Source organism: Myxococcus sp. MH1 (assembly GCF_059738865.1).
The window spans coordinates 7,796,837-7,822,918 of record NZ_AP026947.1; the positions used below are offsets into that span (position 1 = coordinate 7,796,837).

19 protein-coding genes and 1 pseudogene are annotated in these 26,082 nt (G+C 69.2%); 11 read left to right on the forward strand and 9 right to left on the reverse strand.

What is annotated here, in order from left to right; all coding sequences use genetic code 11:
- Positions 1 to 51: 51 nt before the first annotated feature.
- Positions 52 to 642 carry a hypothetical protein gene (locus tag AC6JA9_RS30585; RefSeq protein ID WP_497958246.1) on the forward strand — a complete coding sequence of 197 codons (591 nt, stop codon included), beginning with the start codon at positions 52 to 54 and terminating at the stop codon, positions 640 to 642.
- A 27-nt stretch (positions 643 to 669) separates the two neighbouring features.
- Here AC6JA9_RS30585 and AC6JA9_RS30590 read toward each other — a convergent pair whose 3' ends face one another.
- On the reverse strand, positions 670 to 1,449 hold the full coding sequence (locus AC6JA9_RS30590) for a DNA/RNA non-specific endonuclease (RefSeq protein ID WP_223745433.1): 780 nt from the start codon (positions 1,447 to 1,449) through the stop codon (positions 670 to 672).
- A 402-nt stretch (positions 1,450 to 1,851) separates the two neighbouring features.
- Here AC6JA9_RS30590 and AC6JA9_RS30595 point away from each other — a divergent pair, with 402 nt between their 5' ends.
- Positions 1,852 to 4,752 (forward strand): PQQ-dependent sugar dehydrogenase, encoded by a 2,901-nt coding sequence (locus AC6JA9_RS30595; RefSeq protein WP_497958247.1) that lies wholly within the window; start codon positions 1,852 to 1,854, stop codon positions 4,750 to 4,752.
- Positions 4,753 to 4,777: 25 nt separating this feature from the next.
- On the opposite strand, the gene AC6JA9_RS30600 is transcribed toward AC6JA9_RS30595, so the two are convergent.
- Complete coding sequence (locus tag AC6JA9_RS30600) at positions 4,778 to 5,194, reverse strand: DUF4267 domain-containing protein (RefSeq protein ID WP_473567165.1); 417 nt, start codon at positions 5,192 to 5,194, stop codon at positions 4,778 to 4,780.
- 169 nt (positions 5,195 to 5,363) lie between these two features.
- Between AC6JA9_RS30600 and AC6JA9_RS30605 the strand changes: the two genes are divergently transcribed.
- Positions 5,364 to 6,272, forward strand: a complete 909-nt coding sequence (locus AC6JA9_RS30605) for a cupin domain-containing protein (RefSeq protein ID WP_497960784.1) — start codon at positions 5,364 to 5,366, stop codon at positions 6,270 to 6,272.
- A gap of 49 nt (positions 6,273 to 6,321) precedes the next feature.
- Positions 6,322 to 6,633 (forward strand): hypothetical protein, encoded by a 312-nt coding sequence (locus tag AC6JA9_RS30610; protein WP_483578413.1) that lies wholly within the window; start codon positions 6,322 to 6,324, stop codon positions 6,631 to 6,633.
- Between the two features lie 35 nt (positions 6,634 to 6,668).
- On the opposite strand, the gene AC6JA9_RS30615 is transcribed toward AC6JA9_RS30610, so the two are convergent.
- The 3 genes and pseudogenes from AC6JA9_RS30615 to AC6JA9_RS30625 all read right to left on the reverse strand — a co-directional run.
- Positions 6,669 to 7,871, reverse strand: a complete 1,203-nt coding sequence (locus tag AC6JA9_RS30615) for a M57 family metalloprotease (RefSeq protein WP_497958248.1) — start codon at positions 7,869 to 7,871, stop codon at positions 6,669 to 6,671.
- A 248-nt stretch (positions 7,872 to 8,119) separates the two neighbouring features.
- Positions 8,120 to 8,464 (reverse strand): helix-turn-helix domain-containing protein, encoded by a 345-nt coding sequence (locus AC6JA9_RS30620; RefSeq protein ID WP_483579352.1) that lies wholly within the window; start codon positions 8,462 to 8,464, stop codon positions 8,120 to 8,122.
- A 75-nt stretch (positions 8,465 to 8,539) separates the two neighbouring features.
- A pseudogene (locus tag AC6JA9_RS30625) lies at positions 8,540 to 8,889 on the reverse strand (cupin domain-containing protein); the annotation flags it as partial.
- A gap of 282 nt (positions 8,890 to 9,171) precedes the next feature.
- Between AC6JA9_RS30625 and AC6JA9_RS30630 the strand changes: the two are divergent.
- Both AC6JA9_RS30630 and AC6JA9_RS30635 read left to right on the forward strand, forming a co-directional pair.
- Complete coding sequence (locus AC6JA9_RS30630) at positions 9,172 to 9,282, forward strand: SDR family NAD(P)-dependent oxidoreductase (RefSeq protein WP_223781977.1); 111 nt, start codon at positions 9,172 to 9,174, stop codon at positions 9,280 to 9,282.
- Positions 9,283 to 9,798: 516 nt separating this feature from the next.
- Positions 9,799 to 12,447 (forward strand): glycosyltransferase, encoded by a 2,649-nt coding sequence (locus tag AC6JA9_RS30635; protein ID WP_483578415.1) that lies wholly within the window; start codon positions 9,799 to 9,801, stop codon positions 12,445 to 12,447.
- An 8-nt stretch (positions 12,448 to 12,455) separates the two neighbouring features.
- Here the strand turns inward: AC6JA9_RS30635 and AC6JA9_RS30640 are convergent, their stop codons facing one another.
- Positions 12,456 to 13,418, reverse strand: coding sequence for a class I SAM-dependent methyltransferase (locus AC6JA9_RS30640; RefSeq protein WP_408889678.1), 963 nt, complete (start codon positions 13,416 to 13,418; stop codon positions 12,456 to 12,458).
- Positions 13,419 to 13,679: 261 nt separating this feature from the next.
- Here AC6JA9_RS30640 and AC6JA9_RS30645 point away from each other — a divergent pair, with 261 nt between their 5' ends.
- A complete protein-coding gene (locus AC6JA9_RS30645) occupies positions 13,680 to 15,554 on the forward strand; it encodes a hypothetical protein (protein ID WP_483578416.1) in 1,875 nt (624 codons plus the stop codon).
- Positions 15,555 to 15,775: 221 nt separating this feature from the next.
- On the opposite strand, the gene AC6JA9_RS30650 is transcribed toward AC6JA9_RS30645, so the two are convergent.
- On the reverse strand, positions 15,776 to 16,327 hold the full coding sequence (locus AC6JA9_RS30650; protein ID WP_223745423.1) for a hypothetical protein: 552 nt from the start codon (positions 16,325 to 16,327) through the stop codon (positions 15,776 to 15,778).
- Positions 16,328 to 16,466: 139 nt separating this feature from the next.
- On the opposite strand from AC6JA9_RS30650, the gene AC6JA9_RS30655 reads away from it, so the two are divergent.
- The 4 genes from AC6JA9_RS30655 (at position 16,467) to AC6JA9_RS30670 (ending at position 23,612) form a co-directional block, all read left to right on the forward strand.
- Complete coding sequence (locus AC6JA9_RS30655; protein ID WP_223781972.1) at positions 16,467 to 17,081, forward strand: hypothetical protein; 615 nt, start codon at positions 16,467 to 16,469, stop codon at positions 17,079 to 17,081.
- On the forward strand, positions 17,078 to 18,589 hold the full coding sequence (locus AC6JA9_RS30660) for an ankyrin repeat domain-containing protein (RefSeq protein ID WP_483578417.1): 1,512 nt from the start codon (positions 17,078 to 17,080) through the stop codon (positions 18,587 to 18,589). The genes AC6JA9_RS30655 and AC6JA9_RS30660 overlap by 4 nt, the downstream gene beginning before the upstream one ends.
- A 104-nt stretch (positions 18,590 to 18,693) precedes the next feature.
- Positions 18,694 to 22,566: a G8 domain-containing protein gene (locus AC6JA9_RS30665; protein WP_497958249.1), complete on the forward strand. Its 3,873-nt coding sequence runs from the start codon at positions 18,694 to 18,696 to the stop codon at positions 22,564 to 22,566.
- 386 nt (positions 22,567 to 22,952) lie between these two features.
- Positions 22,953 to 23,612, forward strand: coding sequence for a pentapeptide repeat-containing protein (locus AC6JA9_RS30670; protein WP_408889671.1), 660 nt, complete (start codon positions 22,953 to 22,955; stop codon positions 23,610 to 23,612).
- A gap of 4 nt (positions 23,613 to 23,616) precedes the next feature.
- On the opposite strand, the gene AC6JA9_RS30675 is transcribed toward AC6JA9_RS30670, so the two are convergent.
- Both AC6JA9_RS30675 and AC6JA9_RS30680 read right to left on the reverse strand, forming a co-directional pair.
- Positions 23,617 to 24,807 (reverse strand): serine hydrolase domain-containing protein, encoded by a 1,191-nt coding sequence (locus AC6JA9_RS30675; protein WP_497958250.1) that lies wholly within the window; start codon positions 24,805 to 24,807, stop codon positions 23,617 to 23,619.
- Between the two features lie 36 nt (positions 24,808 to 24,843).
- Complete coding sequence (locus AC6JA9_RS30680; RefSeq protein WP_497958251.1) at positions 24,844 to 26,019, reverse strand: NHL repeat-containing protein; 1,176 nt, start codon at positions 26,017 to 26,019, stop codon at positions 24,844 to 24,846.
- Between the last annotated feature and the right edge of the window lie 63 nt (positions 26,020 to 26,082).

Here is a 26,082-nt window from a genome sequence, read left to right on the forward strand (position 1 = left end):
ACGGACGGGTGGGGTACGCTGCGGCCCGACTCCGTCAGCGAAGGTACCGCCATGACCGCGCAGCTCCACGACACCGTCGAGTACCGCAAGCACGTCTTCGAGCTCGCGGGCATCCAGGGCACGGACCTGTTCGAGCCCTCCGCCCACGGGCTGAGGCCCTGGGCCATGTCGACGGCCTGTCAGCGGGGCTTCCTCTGCCGCTACCGCGTCGCGGACAAGCGGCTGCTGCTGGAGGAGCTGCGCATCGGCTTGTCCGCCCAGGAGGAACAGGCCGTCCGGGAGGGCCACGGCCCGGCGCTGTCCGGGCAGCTCGCCACCTATTCCAGCGAGCCGCACGAGCGGGTCGTCTACACGCGCCTGCGCGCGCCCGTGGCCTTCACCGGGGGCCTGTTGCTGGTGGACGGCTTCAGCCGACGCGCGCCCTTCCACGAAGGGCTCCACCCCGCCTGGGGGCGCAAGCGCGCCCAGGAGCTCCTCTTCGAGGGAGGCCGACTGGTGGAGGAGCGGGACTGCGACGGAGTGATGGCGCGGGTGCACGAGCAGGCGCGCGAGAAGTCCCTGGAGCTGGAGCTCGCGCCCCACCGGGCGCTCGTCGCCCAGTGGCTCGCGGATGCGTTCCGCAGGAACTACGGCGCGGACTGAGCCGGGGCGCGCGCTGTCGGACCTGTCTCAGTTGCAGCCCTGGCCGGTCAGCCAGTCCACGCCCCGGGTCCGCGAGGCCGTGCCGCCCGAGCCCCCTCCATCCGTGTTGGAGAAGGACAGCGCCACGCTCGCGCCCGACGTCTGGTTCCTGATCTCCATCGTCAGGGTGTTGGGAATCAGCGCCGTGGTGTTCGGATAGCTCGCGCCGATGGTGTAGCGCAGCCGGCCGCTCGGCAGGCTCCCGCACTTGGCCATCTTGTTCTCGAGCTGCAGCCAGTTGCCGCGATTGAAGTTGGCATCCTGCGGCACCAGGTTCGCCCGGCCACCCCAGCCCCCCAGCTGCGAGCCGATGAGGTGCCCCCCGTCGTAGTCATTGCTGGGGTTCTCCGCATCGCCCCACTGCCCCACGCTCGTCTGACAGGCGTCGATGCGCGGCGCCGCGACGATGGCCGGCAGGTTCTTGTACGCCCGGCTCGGACGGCCCGCGGTGTCCAGGAAGTAATACTCGCCATCGAAGTCGTGCCAGAGGTTCCGGTCACTCGACGGGAAGTACTTCGGACAGTCCCGGATGGCCGCCCCGGTGACGTCCCCGTGGCGCACGTAGCCGACGCCGTACGGCGCCAGCGCCCCACGTATCTGCTCCTCGGTGTGGCTGTCGAAGAAGGCCATCAGGCCACCAGGCCCACCGAAGTCCTGCTCCAGCTGGCCGACGACGTCATCCCCGCCCAGCTCCAGGCCGGGGTCTCCACAGCCGCCGAGCCACAAGACAGACACCACCGCAACGGAAAGCTTGCTCAGGATGCGCATCCTCTTGGCTCCCTCTGGGCCGACCTGCGTGACATCGGGCAGCGTGTTGACCAGGAGACATAGAACCGAAATGCGTGAACTTCCAAAAAACTGAGAAGAACCGCGCCGCCCCTCCTCCAGCGCTCGTTGGCACCCGACGCTCACGGCTTCCGCCGCAGGTTCAAGGCTCCAACAGCACGCGACAGCGCGGTAGGCCGAGGTGTGCGGGCCCACGCACCGCTCACGTGCATGTCACGTCATCGCGCTTGCGAACATGCTTTCAATGTAAAACGAGAAAGCATCATTCCCCCTCCACGCGGCCCCCAGCGGCGTGAACCTGTTCGACCGGGAGAGACAACAATGCAAACACAGGCAAGCAAGTGCACAGGCCCAGGGTGGCCCAGGCCGCTCACGCTCGTGAGCGTGGCGCTTCTGCTCATCACGGGTTGTTCGACGCCGCCGACGGAGCCCTCGGAGCTCGCGGGCTCGAGGGCGGGCGCCGTCATCCAGGATGCCAACTTCGCCGACTCGGTCTTCGTCACCGGCCTGAGGGGTCCGACCACGATGACCTTCGCGCCCGACGGGCGCCTGTTCATCTCGGAGAAGAGCGGAGCGCTGCGCGTGGTCCAGAACGGCCAGCTGCTGGCGACGCCGTTCATGACGCTCGCCGTGGACACCGGCAACGAGCGGGGCCTGATGGGCGTCGCGTTCGACCCCAACTTCGAGAGCAACAACTATCTGTATGTCTATTACACGTCGGTGGACGGCACCATCCACAACCGGGTCAGCCGCTTCACCGCCAACGGCAACGTGGTGGTGCCCGGCAGCGAGCTGGTGCTCGCCGACCTCCCGACGCTCGACGCCGCCAACCACAACGGCGGCGCGGTGCGCTTCGGGCCTGACGACAAGCTCTACGTCTCCGTGGGCGAGAACGCGGTCTCCTCCAACTCGCAGAGCCTGAACACGCCGCTGGGGAAGATGCTGCGCTTCAACTCGGACGGCACCATCCCCACGGACAACCCGTTCCACGCGACGGCCACCGGGCTCGCGAAGGCGACCTGGGCCATGGGGCTGCGCAATCCGTTCACCTTCGACTTCCAGCCCGGCACGGGGCTTTTGTTCATCAACGACGTGGGTGAAGGCGGCTGGGAGGAGATCAACCGCGGCCAGGCCGGGGCAAACTACGGCTGGCCGATGACGGAGGGCTACTTCACGAACCGCCCGGGGCTCACGCAGCCGTTCTACGCGTACCCGCATGGCCCCGGCACGGCAGCCGGCAACTGCATCGCCGGGGGAGCCTTCTACAACCCGCGCGTCTCCGCGTTCCCCGGTGCATACCTGGGGCAGTACTTCTTCGCGGACTACACCAACGACTGGATTTCGCGCATCAACCCGACCACCGGCGCCGTCTCCCTGTTCGCGACGGGCGTCTCGGGCCCGGTGGACCTCGATGTGGGTCCCGACGGCGCGCTCTACTATCTGGCGCGGGGCACGGGGCAGGTGGGCCGCATCGCGTACACGGCCGCGCTGCCGCCGACCATCGCGCAGCAGCCGGCGGACCTCCTGGTCTCCGTGGGCACCCCGGCGAGCTTCACGGTGTCGGCGAGCGGCGAGCAGCCCCTCACCTACCAGTGGCAGCGCAACGGCGTGGCCATCTTAGGCGCCACGTCGGCGACCTATACGCTGAGCGCCGCGCAGCTCACCGACAACAACGCGCGCTTGCGCGTGGTCATCACCAACGGGATTGGGACGGCCACCAGCACGGAGGCCGTGCTGACGGTGACGTCCAACAAGCCGCCGGTGGCCACGATTGTCACGCCGGCCGTGGGGACGACCTACACCGCCGCCACGAACCTGGTGTTCTCCGGCTCGGCCAGCGACGAGGAGGATGGCGCGCTGCCGCCGAGCGCCATGACGTGGAGCATCGTGTTCCACCACGACACCCACACGCATCCCGCCATGCCCGACACCACCGGCATCGCGAGCGGCGACTGGCCCATCCCGAACATCGGCGAGAGCTCGGCGAACGTCTGGTACCGGGTGTGGCTCACGGTGCGGGATTCGATTGGCCTCACCCACACGACGTATCGCGACGTGCACCCCGTCACCGTCCCCATCACGGTGAGCAGCGTGCCTGGCGGGCTGCAGGTGTTGATGGACGGCCGTCCCGTCCCCTCGCCCCACGCCACGACGGGCGTGGTCGGCGTGCTCCGCTCGGTGGGCGTCGAGTCCCCGCAGTTCGCGAACGGGAAGCTCTGGGCGTTCTCGTCGTGGTCGGACGGCGGCGCGCAGTCCCACGCCTTCACCACGCCGGCCAGCGCGGTCAGCTTCACGGCCACGTTCACGGAGACCGCGAGCGGCAGCTGCTACCGCATCCAGAGCGAGCGCAGCGACAAGTGGCTCGCGGTGGATGGCGCTGGGAAGGTCGTGGCCAGCAGCACGGCGCAGACGGGCGGGCAGATCTTCCAGCTGGTCCCGGTGGGCTCACGGTTCAAGCTCAAGGGGACGGGTGACACGTTCATGACGGGGGTGGACAACCAGCTGTCGATGACCGGCAACTTCACCAGCGGGGAGTCGTTCACGCAGCACCCCTGTGGCTATGGCGGGCGCACGCGCGTCGGCTTCCAGGCCTCGGTGGGGACGGCGCCCCACTGGAAGGAGACGACGCCAGATGGGCCCATCCAGAGCGGCGACGGTGGCAACGGCGGCGCCTGCAACCCGGCGGATGGCGGCACGTGGGAGGGGTTCTATCTGGAGCCGGTGGCCTGCTCGGGTGGCACCACGAGCCCGGTGTGCGGCAACGGCGTCCTCGAGAGCGGCGAGCAGTGCGACGACGGCAACACCCAGTCCGGTGATGGCTGCAGCGCGACGTGCACCCTCGAGAGCGGCAGCGCGGGCTGCGTGCGCATCCAGAGCGAGCGCAGCGACAAGTGGCTCACCGTGGATGGGGCGGGCAAGGTGGCCGCCATCAGCACGACGCAGGCCGGGGGCGAGGTCTTCGAGCTCGTCACCAGCGGCACGAAGTACAAGCTCAAGGGGGCGAGCGGCGCCTACGTGGCGGTGGTGGCGGACCAGCTCACGGTGAACGCCACGCTCGGCACCGCGGAGGCGTTCACCCGCCACGCGTGCGGCACCTTCGGTGGCCGCAATCGCTACGGCTTCGAGTCCTCGACGGGCACCGCGCGCAACTGGAAGGAGAACACGCTCGCCGCGCCCATCCAGAGCGGCAACGGCGGCAACGGTGGCATCTGCAACCCCACCGACGGCGGCTCGTGGGAGGGCTTCTACGTCGAGCCCGCGACCTGCCCGGTGACGGGAGGCTGAAGGCCCACGTCCCGGGGAGGCCCGCTCAACCGCGAGCCTTCCCGGGGCGCAGCAGCGCCCAGCCCAGGCAGATGCCGTAGAGGGCGGCGGAGCCGTGGACGGCGAACGCATAGGCGAACGACACGCCCTGCCCCATCACCGTCAAGGCATCCGTGACGGGCATCACGATGGAGGCGACCACGAAGATGCCCGCCGCCTTGCGCTGACGCGCGGCCACCAGGCCGAAGAGCGCCAGCGCGATGCCGAAGTCCCGCCCGGCCTTGACGCTCATCCACGCAATCGCCTCCGTGCCCGTCAGGGGCAACCCGAAGCCACGAGCGGCCTCCACCGGGTTCAGCAGGCCGCCCACGCTGAGGTAGAGCATGAAGCCCCCCAGGAGCAGCGTGAACAGGGCCGTGGGGGAACCGAGCCTCCAGGACAAAGGCGCTGACGTCGTATCCATGGCATCTCCTCGTGCTTCGAGCCGTGTGTTCATGCGGACAATCTGCCGCCCGGGGCTCGAGGTCGCCATCTCCGGCCGTCTCGATTCTTTGTCTGGAACGCTCATCACCTGAGCGCCTCGGGCAGCCCACGGCTATACTGGAGGCCTGGACCCCACCCCTGGCTCCGACCTGCTCGGGCAGATCCTGGAACACACGCGGCTGAGGGGACGGCTCTACTGCCGCACCGTCGCGCGGGCCCCCTGGGGGCTGCGCATGGCGCCCACGCGGACGGCCACCCTGCACCTGGTCGTCGCGGGCACCTCCGTCCTCGTCCAGGGAGGCGAGACGCTCCCCCTGGGCCCCGGAGATGTCGTGCTGCTGCCGCGCGGAGACGGACACGCGCTCGCGGACTCGCCGCGCAGTCCGAAGATGGCGCTGGAGACCTGGCTTGAGACCCGGAGCGAGGACGCCTCCGCCTATGTGCTGGGAGGCTCCGGCGTGGAGTCCCGCCTGCTCTGCGGCTCCTTCGCGTTCGACGACCCGGGCGCGCACCCCGTGCTCCGCCTGCTCCCCGAGCGGGTGCATCTGCGGGGCGCGTCCGAGGAGGCACGGGCGCTGCTGCCCACCGTGGCCCTGCTCGACAGCGAGGCCTCGCGGGGCGAGCGCGGCTCGTCGCTCGTGGTGTCCCGGCTGCTCGACATCCTGCTGGTCCAGGTGCTGCGCGCCTGGGCCGAGACACAGCCTCCCGGCGGCGCGGGCTGGCTGGGCGCGCTCGGGGACAGGACGCTCGCGAGCACGCTGGGCTGGATGCACGCGGAACCTGGACGGAGCTGGACGGTGGACGAGCTCGCGAAGCGCGCCGGCACGTCACGGGCCACGCTGGCGCGTCGCTTCACCCACGCGGTGGGAATGGCGCCCCTGGAGTACCTCACCCAGCTGCGGATGCAGGAGGCGTCGCGCCAGCTGCGACAGGGCCAGGAGGGGCTCGCGGCCATCGCCAGCCGGGTCGGCTATGAATCGGAGTTCGCCTTCAACCGCGCGTTCCGCCGACACATGGGCGTGCCCCCTGGCGAGTACCGGCGGACCGCCCAGGGATGACGCGCGAGTTCGGCGCCGATGGGTCAACACCTTCGCCGGTGGCACCACGATGCGAGCGGTGACGTCCCGCTCGGACTACGTCTTCAAACCCGACCACTCCTTCCAGTTCAAGGACGTGGGGGGCTCGGGGCCCGCGGGGGCGATGACCTTCGGCACCGAGTCGGACACGGGGACCTGGAGCGTGAAGCACGACGTGCTCACGCTCGCCGGGGCGCAGCGCACACGCCGCTACCTCCTGATTGGCGCGGCGCGCACGCCCGAGGGCAAACGCACGCTCTTCCTCATGCCCGAGCACTCGGGCTGGTCCCTCCAGCCCGGAGCCATCGGCATGAGCGGCGAGCTGTACGTCGAGAAGGAGTGAGGCCTCCCGCGGGGCCGCGCGGGAGCCCTCGGTCGTCATTGGATGAAGAGGACGAACGTCTCCCACGCGCCGATGGCGGAGCGGTTGGCGTTGACCGCGCCCGAGGCATTACCGCCACCGCCGTTCTCCGCCACCACGTACTGGCCATTGGAGGCCTGGAGGGCCACGCGGTCCCCGGCCTGGAAGCGGCTCCTGCCCTCCAGGTTGATGAAGCGGAAGGTCTCCCACCCCTGCGCCGCCGCGCGGTTCGCGTTGACCACGCCGCCACCACCGTTCTCCGCCACCACGAACTGGCCGTTGGCCGCGCGCAGGTTGATGAGGTCGTTGTTGAGCAGCTCGCCGCCGTTCAGGTCGACGTAGCCGAAGCGCTCCCAGTCACCGATGGCCGTCCGGTCGGCGCCCACGAACGTGCCGCCCCCATTCTCCGCGACCAGGAAGTTCCCCGTGGCGGTGCGGAAGGACAGCCGCGTGCCCGCGGCCTGCGGATACAGCGCGAGCAGCGCCGTGACGTCGCTGCCCGTGAACTCGCCCGTCTCCGCCGAGCGGAAGCACGAGTTCATGATGGAGCCCCCCACCGACGCCGTGGTCGGCGTGCCCGGGATGTGGATGGCGCCGACTCCGCCATCGCCCTCGTTGCCTCCCGTCCCGCAGCTGATGGCCCGGTTGTAGAAGTCCGTGTGGCGGAAGCCGAGGGTGTGCCCGAGCTCGTGCGTGATGACGTGCTCGATGACGTCGACACCGTACTGGCTGAGCCGTCCACCGATGGTGATGGAACCGAATGGCAGGCCATTGGCCGGGAACCCCGCGACGCCTCCGTTCATGTTCGGGTCGAGGTTGGCCTGGATGGTGAAGCTGCAGCCGGTGCTCGGCGCGCGCGCCATCGTGAAGCGTGGGGAGCGCTCGTTGTAGTTCTGGATGGCCAGGTCCAGCGCCGTGCTGAACACCCCGGTGAAGGCGGGGCCGTTGACGCAAATCCTCGTCACGGCCGCGCCGACGAGGTTCGTCGTGCGGTACTGCTCCTCGGAGGAGTCGGAGGCCGTCGACAGCTCGCGCGAGGCCTCCAGGGTGACCTCCGCGTCCCTGCCGACAAAGACTGTCTCACCGACGACCTGGATGTCATTGGCGGGGAAGCCCGCCTGAATCAGGTTGTCGACAATCTCCTGCGTGGGTGCGGGCTGCTCGCCACAGCCCCACGACAGGACACTGCTCGCGGCGATTGCGAAAACGAGAGACTTCAAGGACTTGGGGGTTGGAGACACGGGGCAACTCTTCGTGAAGGCTGGGCGACTGAAACATGCGGCTGCTCGAGCCTTCTCGCGAGCAGGCCGCCATCGCCCTATCCCTCTCCCCACGCCCGCCGCGACGAAATCGCGTGAGCCGGGTGTCCACGTGTCGACTGGCGCTCACGGCGTCACGACGCCACGCAGCCAGCTTCCTCGACTTCACAATGTATCGGTATCGCGGTCCGAGAGCGGACGCCCCCACGTCAGCTCGCGCGCGCGTAGCGCCCCGGAGACTGGCCCACATGGCGACTGAAGGCCGTGGTGAAGGTGCTCGCCGAGCTGTAGCCCACGCGCTCGGCCACCTCGTGGATGCTCAGCTCCCGGCCACACAGCAGCCCCCGCGCGACGGCCATCCGCCAACCGAGCAGGTACTCCATGGGCGCCAGCCCCACGGTGTGCGAGAAGCGGTCGAAGAACGCCGAGCGGGAGAGCGCCGCGCTCTTCGCGAGCTGCGCCACGGTCCAAGGGCGTGACAGGTGACGGTGCATCTGCCGTATCGCGGGCGCGAGCCGCGCGTCCGCCAGTCCGCGGAGCAACCCCGGAGGCATGTCGTCGCCCGACGTCGCGCGCAGCGCTTCGATGAGCAGCAGCTCCACCAGCCGCGTCAGCACGAGCTCTCGCCCCGAGCGCTGCTCGCCTGTCTCATCCCCGACGAGCCGCACCAGCATGGAGAGCCGCTCCACGCCGCGCACGTGCACCACGGCCGGGAGCAGTGACACCATCAGGGCCCCGTCCGGTGAATCGAAGACGAAGCAACCACCGAGCAGACGCACGTCCGGGCGCCCTCCCCGTCTGCCATGGCGCACCTCGCCCCGGGAGACACGGCGACCTTGGGGTCCACACGCTCGGCCATCACCGGCTCGAACCCGGAGATGGTGAAGCCCGGCGTCGCCGGCAGCAGGACGAAGTCGCCCTCCTGAAGCGCGATGGGCGCCTGTCCGTCCACGGCGAGCCGACAGCTTCCTTCCAGCACGGCGCGGAAGCTCGGCTGGCCGAAGTCCGATTAGCGGACGCCCCAGGCGCCGGCGCCGCTGATGCCCTTCGAGAAGACGCCCCTGGGCTGGAGCAGCGCGATGACTTCCGACAGCGGGGCGCTCATGGACTGGACTCTAGCAAAAGAAATCCGGACGCCGTGTGGTGGAGCGTCCGGGAGGCCGCGCGTACCTTGGGTTCATCGACGCCGCGAACCGCGGCAGGGAGTCGACATGACGGCAATGTACGAAGTCACGGGTGGATGCCATCAGGAGGCTCGCTCATGAAGACGGTGCTCATCACGGGGTGCTCCTCCGGCTACGGGCTCGAGACCGCGCGCCACTTCCTCGGCCTGGGCTGGAACGTGGTCGCCACCATGCGGACACCGCGGTAGGACCTCCTCCCGGCCTCGGAGCGGCTGCGGGTGGTGCCGCTCGACGTGACGAAGCCCGGGAGCATCGCCGCGGCGCTGGAGACGGCCGGCCCCATCGACGTGCTCGTCAACAACGCCGGCTCGGGCAGCCGACCGCCGTGACGCGCGAGTCCGACGTGGCGGAGGCCGGCTGGCGCGCCGTGAACGACACTTCAGGGGCGCTCCGTTTCCCCGCAGGCCCCGACGCGGTGGCCCTGGCCCTGGCCCGCTCGGCGTAACCGGGCTGCGGGCCGGTCCCCGCCCGTGTTTCATGAAACAGACATCCGGCGGCCGAGACACCTGGCCCGCCACCTCCCCCGCATCGCCCCAGGAGGACCGGGACGGATTGCACCAAGGTCAACTGGTTGGAGTTGCAGGCAGGACACAAACTCTCTCAATGAGTCCTCCAGGACTCGAACCCCCACCTGTCTGGCCATGCGACAGGGGCCTCACCGCTCCGCCGCGGGCGCCAGGGGACTCACGGAGAGAGGAGACGCTTTGAGGCTCTCGGAATGGCTCAGCGGGACCCGCCCCAGGTCATGGCGCGGCTTCGGCATCCACGTGCTCATCTTCGTGGCCGTCGCCGCGCTGTTCACAGGATTCTGGGCGTTGAACAACCGCCCCGTATCCGCGCCGGACTGGCCGGAGCGCATCTCCGGCTTCACGTACTCGCCCTACCGGCTCGGCGAGAACCCGAGGAAGGGCCGGTACCCCACCGAGGCCGAGCTGCGCGCGGACCTGGTGCAGCTGAGCCAGTGGACCGACCACATCCGCATCTACACCGTCCAGGGCTCCCAGGCGGAGGTCCCGAGGCTGGCCGAGGAGCTCGGCCTGCGGGTGACGCTGGGCGTCTGGATCTCCGACGATTTGGAGCGCAACGAGCGGGAGCTTGAGAAGGCCATCTCGCTGACCCGCGCCCACCCGAACATCGTGCGCGTGGTGGTGGGCAACGAATCCATCTATCGCCTGGACGTCACCTTCGACGAGCTCGTCGCCTACCTCGACCGGGTGCGCGCGGCCGTCACCGTCCCCGTGACGACCAGCGAGCAGTGGCATGTCTGGCGGGGGATTCCGCGGCTGGCCGAGCATGTCGACCTCATCTCGAGCCACGTCCTGCCCTACTGGGAGGACGTGTCGATGCAGGCCGCTCCGGGCTACGTGCTCGAGCGCGTGAGCCTGCTGCGGGAGATGTTCCCGGACAAGCCCCTGCTGCTGGGGGAGGTCGGCTGGCCGAGCAACGGCGGCGTGCGCGGCAGCGCGGTCCCCTCCGGCGTCGACCAGGCCGTCTTCCTGCGCACCATGGTCGACCTGCTCAATCGACACGGCTACGACTACTTCGTCATCGAGGCCTACGACCAACCCTGGAAGGACAGCATCGAAGGAGCCGCCGGCCCCTACTGGGGCGTGTTCGATGCCTTCCGTCAGCAGAAGTTCAACTTCGTGGGCCCCGTGGTGGCCGTCCCGAAGTGGCGCTCCCTGGCGCTCGCCTCGGCCATCCTCGCGCTCGTCACCCTGGTGCTGCTGCTCATCGACGGCTCGGCCCTGCGACAGCGCGGCCGCACCTTCCTGACCGTCACGGCCTACTGCTTCAGCACGGCGCTGGTCTGGATGGGCCATGACTACAGCCAGCGCTACCTCCACGGGGTCGGCCAGGCCGTCAGCCTGCTGCTGCTCCTGAGCACGTTCGGCGTCCTCCTCGTCCTGCTCACCGAGGCCCACGAGCTGGCGGAGACCGTCTGGGTCCCCAAGCGCCGCAGGGAGTTCATCCCCGTGAGGGCGGACCGGGCCTACCGGCCGAAGGTGTCGGTGCACGTGCCCTGCTACAACGAGCCGCCGGAGATGGTCCGCCAGACGCTCGACGCGCTCGCCGCCATGGACTACCCCGACTACGAGGTCCTGGTCATCGACAACAACACGAAGGACCCGGCGGTGTGGAGGCCCATCGAGGCGCACTGCGCGCGGCTCGGCAGGCGCTTCCGGTTCTTCCATGTCGCCCCGCTGGCCGGGTTCAAGGGCGGCGCGTTGAACCACCTGATTCGGCACACGGCCCCGGACGCCGAGGTCATCGCCGTCATCGACTCGGACTACCGCGTCGAGCGCGACTGGCTCAAGCACATGGTGCCCCACTTCGCCGACCCGCGAATCGCCGTGGTGCAGTCACCCCAGGACTACCGGGACCACGACGAGAGCGCCTTCAAGCGGCTGTGCTACAGCGAGTACCGGGGCTTCTTCCACATCGGGATGGTCACCCGGAATGACCGCGACGCCATCATCCAGCACGGCACGATGACGATGACGCGCCGCTCGGTGCTGGAGGAGCTGGGCTGGGCCGAGTGGTGCATCTGCGAGGACGCGGAGCTGGGCCTGCGCGTGTTCGAGAAGGGCTACTCGGCCGCCTATGCGCATCAGAGCTACGGCAGGGGACTGATGCCCGACACGCTGGTCGACTACAAGAAGCAGCGCTTCCGCTGGGCGTATGGCGCCGTGCAGATCATCAAGCGGCACGCCGTCATGCTGCTGTGGGGTGGCAGCAGCGAGCTGACGGCGGGCCAGCGCTATCACTTCCTCGCCGGCTGGCTGCCGTGGCTCGCGGACGGGCTGAACCTCTTCTACACGCTCGGCGCGCTCGTCTGGTCGATGGTGATGGTGGTGGTGCCGCACCGGGTGGCGCCGCCCATGCTCATCTTCACGATTCCGCCGCTGGCGCTGTTCCTGTTCAAGGTCGGCAAGACCTTCTTCCTCTACCGGCGCGCGCTCTGCGTCGACTTCCGGGACGCGCTGGCCGCGGCGCTGGCCGGGATGGCGCTCTCGCACACCATCGCCAAGGCGGTGGTGTATGGGTTCTTCACGAGCACCCTGCCGTTCATCCGCACGCCGAAGAACGCGGACCGCCATGGGCTGTGGATGGCCCTCTCCGAGGCGCAGGAGGAGTTGGCGCTGCTCGTCCTGCTGCTGGGGGCGGCGGCCGGCGTCTACGCGGTCCACGGGCTGACCAGCCGGGGCCTGTGGTTCTGGGAGCTCCAGCTCCTGGTGCTGTCATTGCCCCATCTGGCCACGGTCATCATGGCCGTGCTGTCCAGCCAGGGGCAGCAGCAGCGCCGCGCGAGGCTCCCGCTCGGAAGCAGGAGCGTGCCGGCGGGCCACTGAGCGCACGCTCAGGGCTTGCGCCACCGGACATCCAGGCCGCGCACCCAGGCCTCGCCCCGGCCGCCGCCCCGGTCCTCGGCGTGGAACACGACCTCGCCGGCCTCGGCCTCGAAGACACACAGCTTCGACCGCGGCTGGGGGTCGTGCACCTCGAACGTCGCGAGGACTCGCGCTCCCTGTCGCACCACCAGCCGCCCACACCATTCGTGGGCGTGTGCATTCACGCTCACCGTCCCCGGGCGCTCCAGGGTGACGGTCGCCGACTCGTGGGCCCCCGCGAGCACGAAGAGCATCCCGTCCCGCTTCGTGTACGTCCCCCTGACGTCCCCGAGCGGGTTCGGCTTGCGCAGCAGCGTCAGGCAATCCAGCTCCGCAATGCCATCCCAGGTCAGCACCTGCTGCGAGAGGACCCGCAACCCCTCCTTGTGCGCGTAGTGCGCGAAGAGGTCCTTGCTCATGAAGTTGCGGATGCTCGGGTTGTCCATCCACCGCCCGGTGGGGTTCGCGGTGTAGTTCGAGTGATGGATGAACGCATGCGCATCCGGCGCCAGGACGCGGGCGAACTCGCGCAGGTAGGCCCGCACCACGTCACTGTCGAAGTGGACCATGGCGTCGAAGCTGTAGACCAGCGTCACCGACCCGGTGGGCACTCCAGCGAGGCTCGTGCCGTCATTGACGACATAGGAGATCTTCGAGTCGCGGCCCTCGAACCTCCGACGACAGACGTCGATGTTCTCCGGATTGATGTCCACCACGTGAAGGCGCCGAGCCAACGGCAGCAGGTACTCGGTGTTCCGGCCGTGCCCCGCGGCCAGGTCCACCGTGGTGGAGAAATCACACGCACCAATCATCGGCCAGATGAGCTTCTCCCAGGCGGCGGGGATGAGCCCCTCGACCTCGTCGTAGTACGCGTGCTGCTTCCAATCGTCTCCAACCTCCTTGGCCAGCGCGAGGACTCCTTCGTTCGACATGGGGCGGACTCTCCAAGGGGTTGGCGGACGCCGAGCAGACACAATCCACTCCAACACGACAAGTGAACCTGTCTGTTTTCCAGCGTCAGGGCCCGCGGGCTGTCCAAGCGCACTGAAGCCTTACACGCGTCTCGGAATGACGGCCCCAGGGTGACGTGATACCCTCCGCCGCCGCGGCGCTGTCGGACCCACCTGCTCCCCATCGCCGACCGTCACCGGGAGTGGGCCCGGTCCTGAAGGGCTCCGCATCAGGGGGGAAGCATGAGCACACGTCGAGTTGGAGGAATCGAGGCGCGTTGCGCCCTGGTGGCGCTCTGCCTCCTGGGGCTGTCCTGCGTGAAGCGCCCGGTGGACTACGCCCGCGAACATGCGCAGACGCTCGCGCCGGCGAAGCTGGAGTCCACGGCCAAGGCCACGGTGGGCGCCGTCCGGAAGCTCCGGGTCCGTGTCTACGCGGATTCGGATTACCGGGAGCAGGTGGTGCGCTGGCGCAGCAGCATCGTGTCCCAGTTGCAGCGCGCGAGCGCGGTGGTGCGGGGCCCACTCGGCGTGGAGTTCGAGCTCGAGTCCACGCGTGAGTGGGCGCACCGCGGCGTCGAGGGCGAACTGGGGGGCTCGCTGAGCGCGCTGGAGCTGGTGGACCCGGGAGAAGGCGTGGACCTGGTCGTGGGGCTCGTCTCCACGCTCAAGTTCTACACCGCCTCGCACCATGAGCTGGGCATGGCGCGGCTGTTCGGACGCCACTTCGTGATTCGGGAGATGGGCAACCCCGACGAGGTCCGCGCCATCATGGAGGCGCTCGTGCACCTGCCCCAGGACGAGCAGCAGACGCTCTACCAGCAGCGCAAGCAGCACAAGGAGACGTCCGTCTTCCTCCATGAGTGGGCGCACACGCTGGGAGCGTTCCACGTGCACGACTCGCACTGGATGATGTCCCCCAACTACGGCTCGAACCAGGGCGCCTTCTCGCCGCAGACCCTGTCCTTGCTCGCCACCAGCCTGAGGCATTCCTCCAAGGCCCAGCACGACGAGGCGGCCGCGCTCGCCTGGGCGACCGAGCTGTGGGAGTTGCTGACGTCGACCTCCTGGCCGGAGTGGGAAGGGCCCCAGAAGGACGCCATCGTCGACTGGCTCGCGAAGGTCCGCGCGGGCGCCGCGCCCCTCACCCAGCAGCCTCCCAAGGCGAGCACCCTGTCCGCGGACGACCGGCGCCTGCTCGACTCCATCCTCGCGCTCGACAAGGAGGGGCGCGTCGAGGTCGCGGCGCAGCAGATGGAGCCCCTGGCGCTCTTCCATCCGGAGGACGCCCACATCCAATCGCTGGCCTGCTACCTGGGCACACGGGCCGCGCCCACGCTGCCGGCGACCCGGGAGAAGTGCGCCTCCGTCGCGGAGAAGTTCTCCAAGAACCCCTCTCCCCTGTTCCAGCTCGCCGTCCTGGACGCCCAGCAGGGCCGCCACCTGGAGGCGCAGGGTCACCTCGTGCGAGCCCGGCAGCGGATGGAGGCGGACCCTGGAACCACGCCGGACGTCTGGGGAGACCTCGCGGCGCTCTTCAAGCAGACCTCCTCGCTCACCTGGACCGAGCAGGCCCTCGCGAAGACCGGCGACGAGTCACGCACCCGGGCCGTACGGAGCTGGACCGTCCAGACCCGGCGGTGGATGGCCTTGCCGGTGGACCCTTCCGTGAGCGGCGTCGCCGTGGAGCGGGAGGGTGAGCTCATCCGCGCGGCGAAGGACGTGGAGGCGGCCCTGGACAAGGGGCCCGCGGTGAAAGCACCGACGCGCCTTGCCTGGCTGAAGCGGGAGTTTCCACGCGCGGCCGTGCGGCACGTGCTCGACTGCGAGATGAACCTGCGCGCAGGCAGGCTGGGGCCCGCGAAGACATCGTGCCGGAAGGCGGTCGCCGCGTATGACGAGGCGGTGCAGGCGCACTTCATCCTGGGCTGGATGGCCTCCATGTCCGGCGCCCGCGAGGAGGCGCGGACCCACCTGGAGCGCGTGGTCACGCTGGAGCCCCTGCACACCGAGGCGTGGCGACTGCTCGCGGAGCAGTACCGCGCCGCCGGCATGCAGGAGGCGCTGAAGACACTCCAGGGCCGCTATCGCGAACAGTTCGCCCAGGAGCTGCGCTGAGACGCCCCAGGCTCCGGCCAGCCTCGAACACCAGGACACACGGCCGACTTCAACCGCGCGCCGGCCCGTCCCGGCGACGACGGCTCAGCCCCAGCACCAGCACCATCAACAGCGCGGACAGCGAGAACAGGCCGGCCACACGAGAACGAACGGAGCCAGGAGGGTGCAGGGTGACGCCCTGAACGCACCCACGTGATTTGCTTCGCCCGAAAAGGCGCCCGCTACTTCGGCATCTCGGTGGGGGCCTCGCCGAAGGTCCGCCCCCTCTGGTCCCCCAACCAGAAACCGCGGTACTCGAGGCCGTACTGGACACCCCCCGAATCGAGGAACACGGGGACCGTCTTGCCGTCGGTGTCACGGGCCTCGAAGTCGGCGTAGTGGTTCTCCAGCCCCGCCCCCGCCTTCACCCGCAGGGACCTGGCGCCGCTGAGCGGCACCTCGAGCCGGCCCTTCACCTCGTTGACGGCGGGCCCGTTCGCGTCGAAGAACACATACAGCGGGCCGCTGAAGCCCTTGGGGACGATGAAGTGCACGGGCTTCGCGGTGCGCGCGGCCCACCAGGACGCGGTCAGGTCATCGAACACCACCGCGAACAGCCCCACGCCGCCCACCACCACCAGCACCAGCCCGATTCCGACCGACGCGGCCATCGACAGGTTGAAGAGCTTCTTGATGAGCAGGGCGACCCCCATCCCGACAGCGCCCCCCACGACCACCAGGAACAACATGCCCAGCATCACGCCCAAGGCCATCCCACTGTCCGGACCGTTCACGTCGCACGACTCCTCGCCCCCTCGGGCTGCAATGGGCACGAGGTTATACGCAAACCGTGACACTGGGGATGACACCCATCGGGAGACATGAGTCACCCGTGACTATCCAAGAGCCTCTGTCTTTGGGTTGAATGGCAGGATGGCCCCAGCCGCACCCCAGCCGCCGCCCGACTCCCGGAGGCGGGGCGTCGCGAAGAACCTGCTCTTCGTCATCGCCTGTCTGCTCGTGGGTGGCTCGGCGGCCTTCGTCGTGCTGCACCAGGACAGGCCCCCGGACGGCCTCCCCATCCCCGAGGTGGCCGTGCCGAAGGCCGAGGCGCCGAAGGACCCGCCCCCCGTCACGAAGCCGCTCACCGGCCCCTATCGCGACCCTCGAATCCCCCAGCGGATGCCACCAGGAGACGAGCTGCGCCGGCCCACCGAGGACGTCTGGTGCGAAGGCCTGTCCGTGGAGCGCTGCGACGACTTCCCCAAGGACTGCGAGCTCGCGGCGTATTGCGACGGCGTGAGGTTCTGCAGGACCCAGCCGATGTATCCGAACAAGGCGGAGTGCGCGGAGGAGGGCGTCCTGGGCGCCAGCGTGGCGTGCTGCCCCGGCCTCGTGCCGCGCTGTGGCGCCCTGGAGCACCACGTCGGCCCCAGGTGCGACCCCATCGAGGGAACCACCCTGGAGTCGGTCTGCGTGCGCTGCGGCGATGGCGTGTGCGGGAAGTTCGAACAGGTCTGCAACTGCCCGGAGGACTGCGCCCGATGAGCCTCGTCCATGTCCAGCGGCTCACGCCCGTGACGCTCGTCGTGCTCCTGCTCGGCGGCTTCGCCGACGCGCGTCCCAAGTACCTGTCCCAGGCCCGCTTCATCGAGGACACGCCGGTGATGCAGGCGGCGCTCGACGGGGATGCGGCGCGGATGAAGGACCTGCTCGACAACAAGTCGGCGGTCAACATCACGGGCCATGTCACGAATGGCTACCCCCACATGACCCCGCTGATGGTGTCGGGGGAGAAGGACGACGTCGCCCTCGTCCGGATGCTGCTGAAGGCGGGCGCGGACCCGCTGCTGCGAGTCCCCCGACACGACAACAGCGCCTGGCCTCCCTTCGGCTGGTCCGCGCGGTGCTTCGCGCGCTCCACGGGTGCGGCTCGCGCGGAGAAGCTGCTGGTGAAGGCGGGCTCGCGCGGTGACGAGGCGTGCCTCGTGGAAGCGGACTTCCTGGCGGCCGTGGCCAAGGAGCAGGTGCGGAAGGTCGAACAGCTGGGCCAGCGCGCGAAGGGGCGCATCCAGCAGCGCGTGCTCGCGGACGCGCTGAGCCTCGCCATGGACCAGAAGAGCGTGCCCATGGTCCGCGCCATCGAGGCGTCCGGGCTCTCTCCCCGGGGAGGCCTCAACCTCAACATGGCCGTGCCCGCCGGCGCCGACGTGTCGATGCGCCTCCGCTCACGCGTCACCATCACGCCCCTGCCCGCCGTGGAGGTGGCCCTGCGAGAGGACGACGAGAAGGCCCTGCTCGCCCTGGTGAAGAAGGGCGCCGCGCCGCCTCCGCTCTCCCAGCTCGTCGAGAAGCGGATGCGCTCGGTGGTGAAGCACCTGCTGAAGACGGGCGCCAATCCCAACGACACGCTGCCCTGGTCGGACACCGCCCTCATCAAGGCCGTGCAGGCCCGCGATGGGGGCCTCACGGAGGCCCTGCTCGCGGCTGGCGCGGACGTCAATCTCGCGGGGGCCAGCGCGGCCACGCCCCTGCTGACCTCGATGCAAGGCAATGAGCCCGTGGACACCACGCTCGTGCGGCGCCTGGTGGAAGCGGGAGCGGACATCGACAAGAGCGACAGCACCCGGCCTCCCTTGCAGCACGCGGCGGGCATCTGCCTGCCGGACATCGTCTCCCTGCTCCTCCAGCGCGGGGCCCGGTGGAACCGGCCTCCGCGCGGCGGCACGGGGCTCTACGAAGACGCGCTGCGGCCTCGCGCCCCCTGCACCGAGGAGGACACCCTCCGCGTCGTCCAGGCCCTCCGCGCCGCAGGCGTCCTCATCCACGCACAGGAGCTCCTGGACCCGGGGCACTTCCACGAGCGCGCGCGGCAGTCCCCGGCCCTGGGCGCCGAGCTCTTCGCGGCAGGACTGGTGCCAGAGCGCAAGCAGCCGAAGTCCCGTCACCCGGAGGGCAGCCCCCTGCGAAACCTGGAGGACCTGGGTAGGGCCGTTCGGACCACAACGCCTCTCATCGAGTGGGAACGCTACAACCCCTGGCTCTGGGGAACGTGAGACCGGTGTGCGATTGACGCTCCCTGGCAATGGGCGACATAGACCCGCCCATGCCGACAAAACGGAATAACTTCACATCACTGCTTATCCTGGCAGTGGCCTGCATGTCCGCGCAGGCGTTCGCCGCGACGCTGAGCTCCGCGTCCTCCACCGTCTTCACCTTCCCCAATGGGACGTTCGAAATCCCGGCGCTCGCGGCCTCGCCGGGCTACCAGTACGCCCCGGCGGGCTCGGGCTGGACGTTCGTCGATGGCGCGGGCCTCACGCGCAACGGCACCGCCTTCACGTCGGGCAACCCCAGCGCGCCGCAGGGCGCCCAGGTGCTGCTGCTGCAGGGCGTGGCCTCAGCCTCGCGGGCGGTCAACATCCCCGCCGGCTACTACGTCTTCAGCTTCGCCGCCGCGCAGCGCGGCAACATCCCGAGCACGCAGCGGGTGGAGCTGCGAGTCAACGGCGCCACGGTGCTGGGCGTCACGCCCGCGGGCAGCACGTACCAGCGCTTCACCACGGGCCCGGTGCTGCTGGGCTCGGGCGCGCACACGGTGGCGATGCACGGCACCAATCCGCAGGGCACCGACAGCACCGCCTTCGTGGACGACCTCACGGCGACGCGTGTGCGGGACATCGTCATCAGCGGCTTCGAGTCCCCCGCCCTGCCCGCCTCGCCCGGCTACGCCTACACCCCCACGGGAGGCCCGTGGTCCATCAACCCGGGCGCGGGCCTGGCCCGTAACGGCAGCGCCTTCACGGTCTCCAATCCCAACGCGCCCGAAGGGAGCCAGGTGCTCTTCCTCCAGGGAGACTCCTCCGCGTCGACGTCGGTCAACATCCCCATCACGGGCCACTACCGCCTGCGCGTCAGGGCCGCGGCGCGCGCCAACAGCCCCACGATGCCTCCCGCGAAGAACCTCCTCGTCAGCGTGGCCGGCACCCAGGTCGGCGCGTTCCGCCTGACGGCGACGCAGTACGTCGAGCAGGTGTCCATGCCCATCTACCTCGCCGCGGGGGCCACCGTGGTGAGCCTGGCGGGCCTGGACACGGCGGGCGGCGACCACACGGCGCTGGTGGATGACCTGCGGATGGAGCTGGTCCACGACTGGAGGGACCCGCAGGTCTGGGGCGGCGCGGTGCCTGGACCGAACGACACCGCCACCGTGGGGGCCGGCAGCGCCGTGTGCCTCCGGGGCTCCGTCAGCACGACGTCCATCACCGTCGGAGGGGAGCTGCTCGGCGTCCAGAACCAGGGCTTCGACGTCACCACGCGCTACGTGATGGTGATGGGCAGCGGCGCGAAGCTCGAGGTGGGTCAGGAGCTGACGCCCTTCCCGAACGCGGGCGTGTTCACGCTCGTCGGCGCGCCGGCCGACCCCGACGTCATGGGCATGGGCAACAAGTTCCTCGGCGCCATGAGCTCCGGCGTCATCCGGCTCCACGGCGAGGAGCGCGTGAGCTGGTCCCAGCTCGGCGCGAACGCAGCCGCGGGGAGCACCTCCCTCCTCCTCAAGCAAGCGGTGGACTGGCGCGTGGGAGACACCCTGGTCGTGGTCTCCAGCCACCTGAACCCGAACGAGGCGGAGAAGCGGACCATCACCGGCCTGTCGGAGGGGAACACCCGGGTGGCGCTGTCGAGCCCGCTCACCTTCGCGCATACCGGCGTGGTGATGACCTATACCCAGGGCTCGCGCACGTGGACGGCGGATCTGCGCGCGCAGGTGGGCCTGCTCACCCACAACCTCAAGGTCCAGGGGGATGCCGCCTCCACGGCCACCCGACACGGGGGCCATGTCATGGTCATGACCGACGCGGCCGCGTACATCAGCGGCGTCGAGCTGTACAACATGGGCCAGAAGAAGCTGCTCGGCCGCTATCCGTTCCACTGGCACATGCTCGGAGCAGCGGGGGCGGGCCAGTACTTCAAGAACTCCAGCATCCACCAGTCCTACAACCGGGCCATCACCATCCACGGCACGGAGAGCACGCTGGTGGAGAACAACTTCTTCCATGACCACGTCGGGCACGGCGTGTTCCTGGAGGACGGCAGCGAGCGCTTCAACGTCATCAAGAAGAACGTGACGCTGCTCACCCGGCGCCCCGCGCCCGGCGACCAGCTGACGCCCTCCGACAACGAGTTCGTACAGCTCCAGAACCGCACGCCCGCCAGCTATTGGATCACCAACCCGCAGAACACGTTCGAGGACAACGTCGCCGCGGGGACGGAGGGCACGGGGTTCTGGTTCGCCTTCCCCAAGAAGCCCATGGGGCAGTCCGCGACCGATGGGCGCTTCAGCAGCCTGGAGCCCTGGCGGCTGCCGATGATTTCGTTCAAGGGCAACAGCGCGCACAGCACCGGCTCCGGGTTCGACATCTTCGACGGGCTGTCCCCCACCCACGCCATCCAGCCCAACCTCGGCTGGGATGACCCGGCGCTCCACCTCATCGAGGACAGCACCTGGTACGCGAATGACCTGGCCATCTACACCGGCATCGGCGCGGGCGGCCCGTCCGACAACCTGGTCTTCCGCAACAACATCTTCGTCGACAACCACACCGCGGCGATGATGGCCAGCTACAGCATCATCGACCAGAGCCTGTTCGTGGCGAACTCCGGTGAGTCGCTCTACACCGGAGCGCAGCATGCCTACCGGGTGTACGACGGCGCGGGCCAGGTCCGGGACTCGCACTTCGTCGGCTGGAACGCGGCCAACGCCAACCTCCTCATCAACACCGGCGCCGCCATCAAGCACCCCAACCACCTGTTCACCGGGAACACGGTGTCGCCGGCGGGGACGCCGCGCATCAGCCTGGGCAACTACGACCTGCCGCCCAAGGCGAACACCGACGCCAACGACAACGAGCACCCGCGCTTCTGGTCCATCGCGCTGCGCGACCTCACGGGCGGCATCAGCGGCAAGCCGAACACCACCATCGTCTCCAGCCATCCCTTCATGCGCGTGGGCGACGAGTTCCGTCCCGCGAACTGGGAGAACGCGTACCGCAGCGACCACCGCTTCGTGCTGTCGCGACTCACCTATGGCGTGTCCTTCGAGCAGACGCCCGACGTCGCCGTCACCCGGGAGAAGGTGGGGACGCCCACCGCGCACGTCTATTACATCCACGGCTATCGGGAGTGGCACCAGCTCCCGTTCCTGGTGAACGAGGGCTTCGAGTACACGTATGCCTATGCGTCCCTGCCCTCCGTGAGGACGGTGGCGATGAACATGGAGGACGCCAGCGTGGGCGACACCTACGTCGCCCGGTTCAAGGACTTCGGGAAGCTGGGGGGCCTGGGTGTCGCGTCGTCGCAAGCGGGCTTCGGCTCGCGCACCTCGCTGGCCAACCTGCGGGCCTCGGCCAACTCCGCGTACTTCGTGCAGCAGGGCGGGGACCTGTACATCAAGGCGGTGGCCACCGGGAGGGCGCAGAACTTCGTCATCCACTGGAGCACGGACTTCGCGGTGCCGCCGCTCGACACGGACGGGGACCAGATGTCGGACGCCGCCGAAATCGTCGCGGGTCGCCACCCGTTCGACGCGGGAGACCTGGGCGCCGAGTTCAACGCGGCGGGGGACGTCGAGGGCTGGAGCGCATCCGCGAACGTCTCCGGGCTCGCCGTCACGGGGGGCGTGCTGACCGGGACGGGCTCGGGCACCGGCGACGCGCAGGTGGTGAACACCGCCTATCACTTCCGCGCCAGCCGCGTGGCGAAGGTCCAGGTGCGGATGCGCGCGACGCAGAACACCACGCTGGAGCTCTTCTTCGCCACGGCCACCCTGCCCGGCTTCTCCGGCACGCGCGCGACGAGCACCGTCTACACCGGCAATGGCGCGTACCAGACGCTCACCTTCGAGGTGGCGGGACATGTCGCCTGGACGGGCACCATCACCGACCTGCGCCTGGACCCGGTGAGCAGCGTGGGAAACCCGTTCGACATCGACTGGATTCGCGCCGTGCCCGCGCCCGGCGTCACCCGGGACTGAGCCGGACCGGGTGACGCGCGGGTTTCTTCGCCTTGCGCGTCACGAAATCGGACGTGGGGGGTGCCCCGGGAAGGGCCTTGTCGCGCACGGTGGGGCGTCGCCGTGCGAGGGGAAGTCCCGGGATGCACCGCCGGCCACCCCGCGCTCGCGAGGACCGACAGCGCGGCCACCAGGAGGCCCTCCCCGGCTGTTTTCCGAGGGGTGTCTGGCCATGTCGCGCGTCACCTCGCGCGCGGTGGGAAGGGGGTCATCAATCCCGTCGTCGCCCTTGGAGGGAGCGTGCATGATGAACGCGCGCCCCGCCCGGCTCGTCGAGGAGGTGCTCCGCGTGTGGGCGGGGCACGCTCCAGGCTCGCGTGTGGTGGCGGGTCGAGGAGACAGCGGACATGACGACGGAGCGCGGGATGGACACGGAGGTGGTGGAGCGGCTCGTGCGCGAGGAGTCGTTCGCGAACGAGACCTTCGTGGGGCTCGACCTGCAGGGCGTGGTGCTGACCGACAAGGAGTTCTATCGCTGCACGTTCGAGAACTGTCAGCTCCAGGAGAGCCGGTGGAAGGGCTCGCGGCTGGAGAACTGCGCGGTGCGCGGCAGCAACCTCACGCGGGCGCAGCTGCCCTCCACCGCGCTCCGGGACGTGCGCTTCGAGGGCTCGAAGCTGATGGGCATCGACTGGAGCAACCTCGCGTCGAACCCTGAGTTGGGGTTCGTGGAGTGTGGCCTGTCGTATTGCTCGTTCGTCGGGCTGAGCCTGCGGAAGACGGACTTCCTGCGCTGCATCGCGCGGGAGTCGAACTTCTATGATTCGGACCTGACGGACTCGGACTTCACCGGCACCGACCTGAGCGGCAGCAACTTCCGGGGCTGCATGCTCGCGCGCGTGGACTTCCGGGAGACGGTGGGGACGTTCCTGGACCCACAGCACAACAAGCTCAAGGACGTGAGGGTGCCGGTGGAGACGGCGGTCGCGCTCGCGCGGAACCTGGGCATGTTGGTGGCGGGCTTCCACGACGAGGCACCCAAGCGCGCGCCGAGGAAGGCCCGGTAGGGACTCAGGGGCGGCCCGCGCGCTCCAGGAGGGGCTCGAGCACCGCGGCCAGGTCTCCCATCACGTTGATGCTCCCCGTGAGGTAGCGACGTGTCTGGGGGAGGTAGAGCATGAAGCTCTGGTAGCCCGCGGTGGTGCCCAGGTGGCCGAGGGCGACGACGCCCTGGGACTCGAGCCGCATCACGCCGAGCCCGTAGCCCACCAGACGTGACTCGGGCTCGGGCGCGGACTGGAACGCGAGCATGGACTCCAGCGTCTGCTCGCGCTCGAAGAGGGCGCCCGCGCGCAGCTTCTTCCAGAAGGTGAGCAGGTCGGCGACGGTGGTCTCCAGCGCGTGGCCACCCGAGGCCCCGGCCATGGAGGGGTCGACGACGGTGAGGTCGGCCATCTCCTCATCCATGGGGACGTAGCCGCGTGCGCAGGGCGCGGGGCAGGACAGGTCTCCGGGCTCGGGCGCACGGGTGTGGGAAAGGCCCGCGCGCTCGATGACCCGCTCGCGGACGACCTCGCGCCAGCCGCGGCCCTCCACGGCGGAGAGGATTTCGCCGAGGAGCACGTAGTTCGTGTTGGAGTAGCCATATTGGGAGCCGGGAGGGAACGCCGGGGACTGCGCGCCGGAGATGCCGAGAATCTCCTCGAGCGACCAGACGTGCTCCGGGTCCATGACGATGGCCAGGTTCGTCTCATCGGTGACCCACTCGGGGATGCCCGAGCGGTGCGCGAGCAGCATGGCCACGGTGATGGAGGAGGCGTTCGCGATGCGCGCCGTCACGCTCGCGGGCAGGTGCTGCGTCAGCGTGTCCTCCAGGGTGAGCTTGCCCTGCTCGACGGACTGGAGCACCGTGGTGGCGACGAAGGTCTTCATGATGCTGCCCGCGCGAAAGCGGTGCTGCGCGGACATGGGCTGCTGGCTCGGGAGGTCACCGACACCGGCGGCGCCCGACCAGGTCGACCCCTCGTCGGAGGCGACGGCCAACGCAATGCCAGGAGTCAGCCCATGGGTGACGGAGTCCTCCATCAGGGCCTGGAGGTCCGCGTGCAGCGTCGAGGGCTCCTCGTCGTCATTGCACGCCGTGACGGTACCGGTCAGTGCGAGGAGCAGGAGGAGGGAGGAGAGTCTCTGTCTCGAACAGCCCCCGTGGTGCGCGAGTGAGGCACCACGGGGAAGGTCCGTACTCCGGGAGTGGATGCTCATGCACAAGGAACACCGCTCCACACCGGCGGTGTCACCTCAGGGATGGAGCAACACGAGGCTCGGTGGCACCGGATTGGCCCCCACGAGACAGAGCATGGTCCAGAGCTTTCCATCCGCCGCGATGGCGAGCGCGGCCCCTGCCGAGTAGATGCGGGTCCCATCTCCAGTCTTCACCTGGAACTCCGGGTCCAGGGCGCCCGAAGGCGTCAGACGCACGAGCAGCCCGCCGAAACCGCTCTCCTCCGTACCGAATCCAGCGGTGACATAGACACGGCCCGCTGCATCCCGGGTGAATGCTCGAATACGGAATGGACTGGCCGTGGTCCCCGTGACCTCCTTGATGTTCACGGCCCCGTTGGTTCCGAACGTCACGTCTGGCGTGCCGTCGGCGCGATACGCGAAGAGACTCTCAAGGTTCCGGGCGATGAACGTGTCGTCGGCGCCGACATGAAGGGCCAGCCCCACACCGGGAATCTCACCGCCCTGCCCGAAGCTCGTATCGAGGGCACCCGAGGGAAGCAGGCGGATGAGTTTGTCGGGGGTGCCCGCCCCGATCGGCCCCAATGAAACCAGGATGCGACCATCGGACTGGGCCGAGATCGAGTTCACGCTGTCAAAGTCCCCCAGGATGCCGTCGGTCCCAAAGCTGCTGTCTCGAGCGCCACTCGCGGTCAACTGGACGAGTTCGGCCCCCCCGCCACTCGTGCTCAACAGGATGGAGCCAGAGGGGAGCGCGATGATGTTGTCGACATTTCCATAGCGCATGTCCGTGAATGACACGCATCCGCCGTCACCAAACGTGGGGTCGCGCGTCCCCTCGCTCGCAAGGAGCCGGCACACCTTCAGCAAGAAGGCCCCCTCGACACTGCCGACGGCGGTCAAGACGCGATCCTGGGCATCCCGACCAATGGCTCCCTGTGTCGACACCGCGCCGTCGAGCAGGACCGTCTGCGAAAGCCCCGCCTCACCCACGGTGTAGCGGACGAGGTCGACCCAACCTCGGACGTTCCTTGAGTTGACGTACGGCTGACCTCTCCCGACGACGCCACCAGAGGCCAGGGGAACGAACTGCACCGGCTGGTCATCGATCCTCTGGGGCCACCCCTCCACGAAGTCGCCCGGTCGGGGTCCGGTGGGCTCCGGCTCCGAGGACGAACACGCAAAATTCAGGATAAACAGGGCTACCGCCCAGGAACGAAGAGACTTGAACAAGGAAATCCCCCTGCACTGACACCTTCACCGGCCCTGGAGTGGAGCCTGCCTGGAAGGCGGGTG

Bases quoted from the DNA above. Each gene is read 5' to 3' on its own strand.
- AC6JA9_RS30600 (WP_473567165.1), bottom strand. From the start codon at position 5,194: ATGGATACGACGTCAGCGCCTTTGTCCTGGAGGCTCGGTTCCCCCACG.
- AC6JA9_RS30590 (WP_223745433.1), bottom strand. From the start codon at position 1,449: ATGCGCATCCTGAGCAAGCTTTCCGTTGCGGTGGTGTCTGTCTTGTGG.
- AC6JA9_RS30660 (WP_483578417.1), top strand. From the start codon at position 17,078: ATGAGCCTCGTCCATGTCCAGCGGCTCACGCCCGTGACGCTCGTCGTG.
- AC6JA9_RS30630 (WP_223781977.1), top strand. From the start codon at position 9,172: ATGAAGACGGTGCTCATCACGGGGTGCTCCTCCGGCTACGGGCTCGAG.
- AC6JA9_RS30645 (WP_483578416.1), top strand. From the start codon at position 13,680: ATGAGCACACGTCGAGTTGGAGGAATCGAGGCGCGTTGCGCCCTGGTG.
- AC6JA9_RS30610 (WP_483578413.1), top strand. From the start codon at position 6,322: ATGCGAGCGGTGACGTCCCGCTCGGACTACGTCTTCAAACCCGACCAC.
- AC6JA9_RS30585 (WP_497958246.1), top strand. From the start codon at position 52: ATGACCGCGCAGCTCCACGACACCGTCGAGTACCGCAAGCACGTCTTC.
- AC6JA9_RS30675 (WP_497958250.1), bottom strand. From the start codon at position 24,807: ATGAGCATCCACTCCCGGAGTACGGACCTTCCCCGTGGTGCCTCACTC.
- AC6JA9_RS30670 (WP_408889671.1), top strand. From the start codon at position 22,953: ATGACGACGGAGCGCGGGATGGACACGGAGGTGGTGGAGCGGCTCGTG.
- AC6JA9_RS30655 (WP_223781972.1), top strand. From the start codon at position 16,467: ATGGCCCCAGCCGCACCCCAGCCGCCGCCCGACTCCCGGAGGCGGGGC.
- AC6JA9_RS30620 (WP_483579352.1), bottom strand. From the start codon at position 8,464: ATGCCTCCGGGGTTGCTCCGCGGACTGGCGGACGCGCGGCTCGCGCCC.
- AC6JA9_RS30640 (WP_408889678.1), bottom strand. From the start codon at position 13,418: ATGTCGAACGAAGGAGTCCTCGCGCTGGCCAAGGAGGTTGGAGACGAT.
- AC6JA9_RS30665 (WP_497958249.1), top strand. From the start codon at position 18,694: ATGTCCGCGCAGGCGTTCGCCGCGACGCTGAGCTCCGCGTCCTCCACC.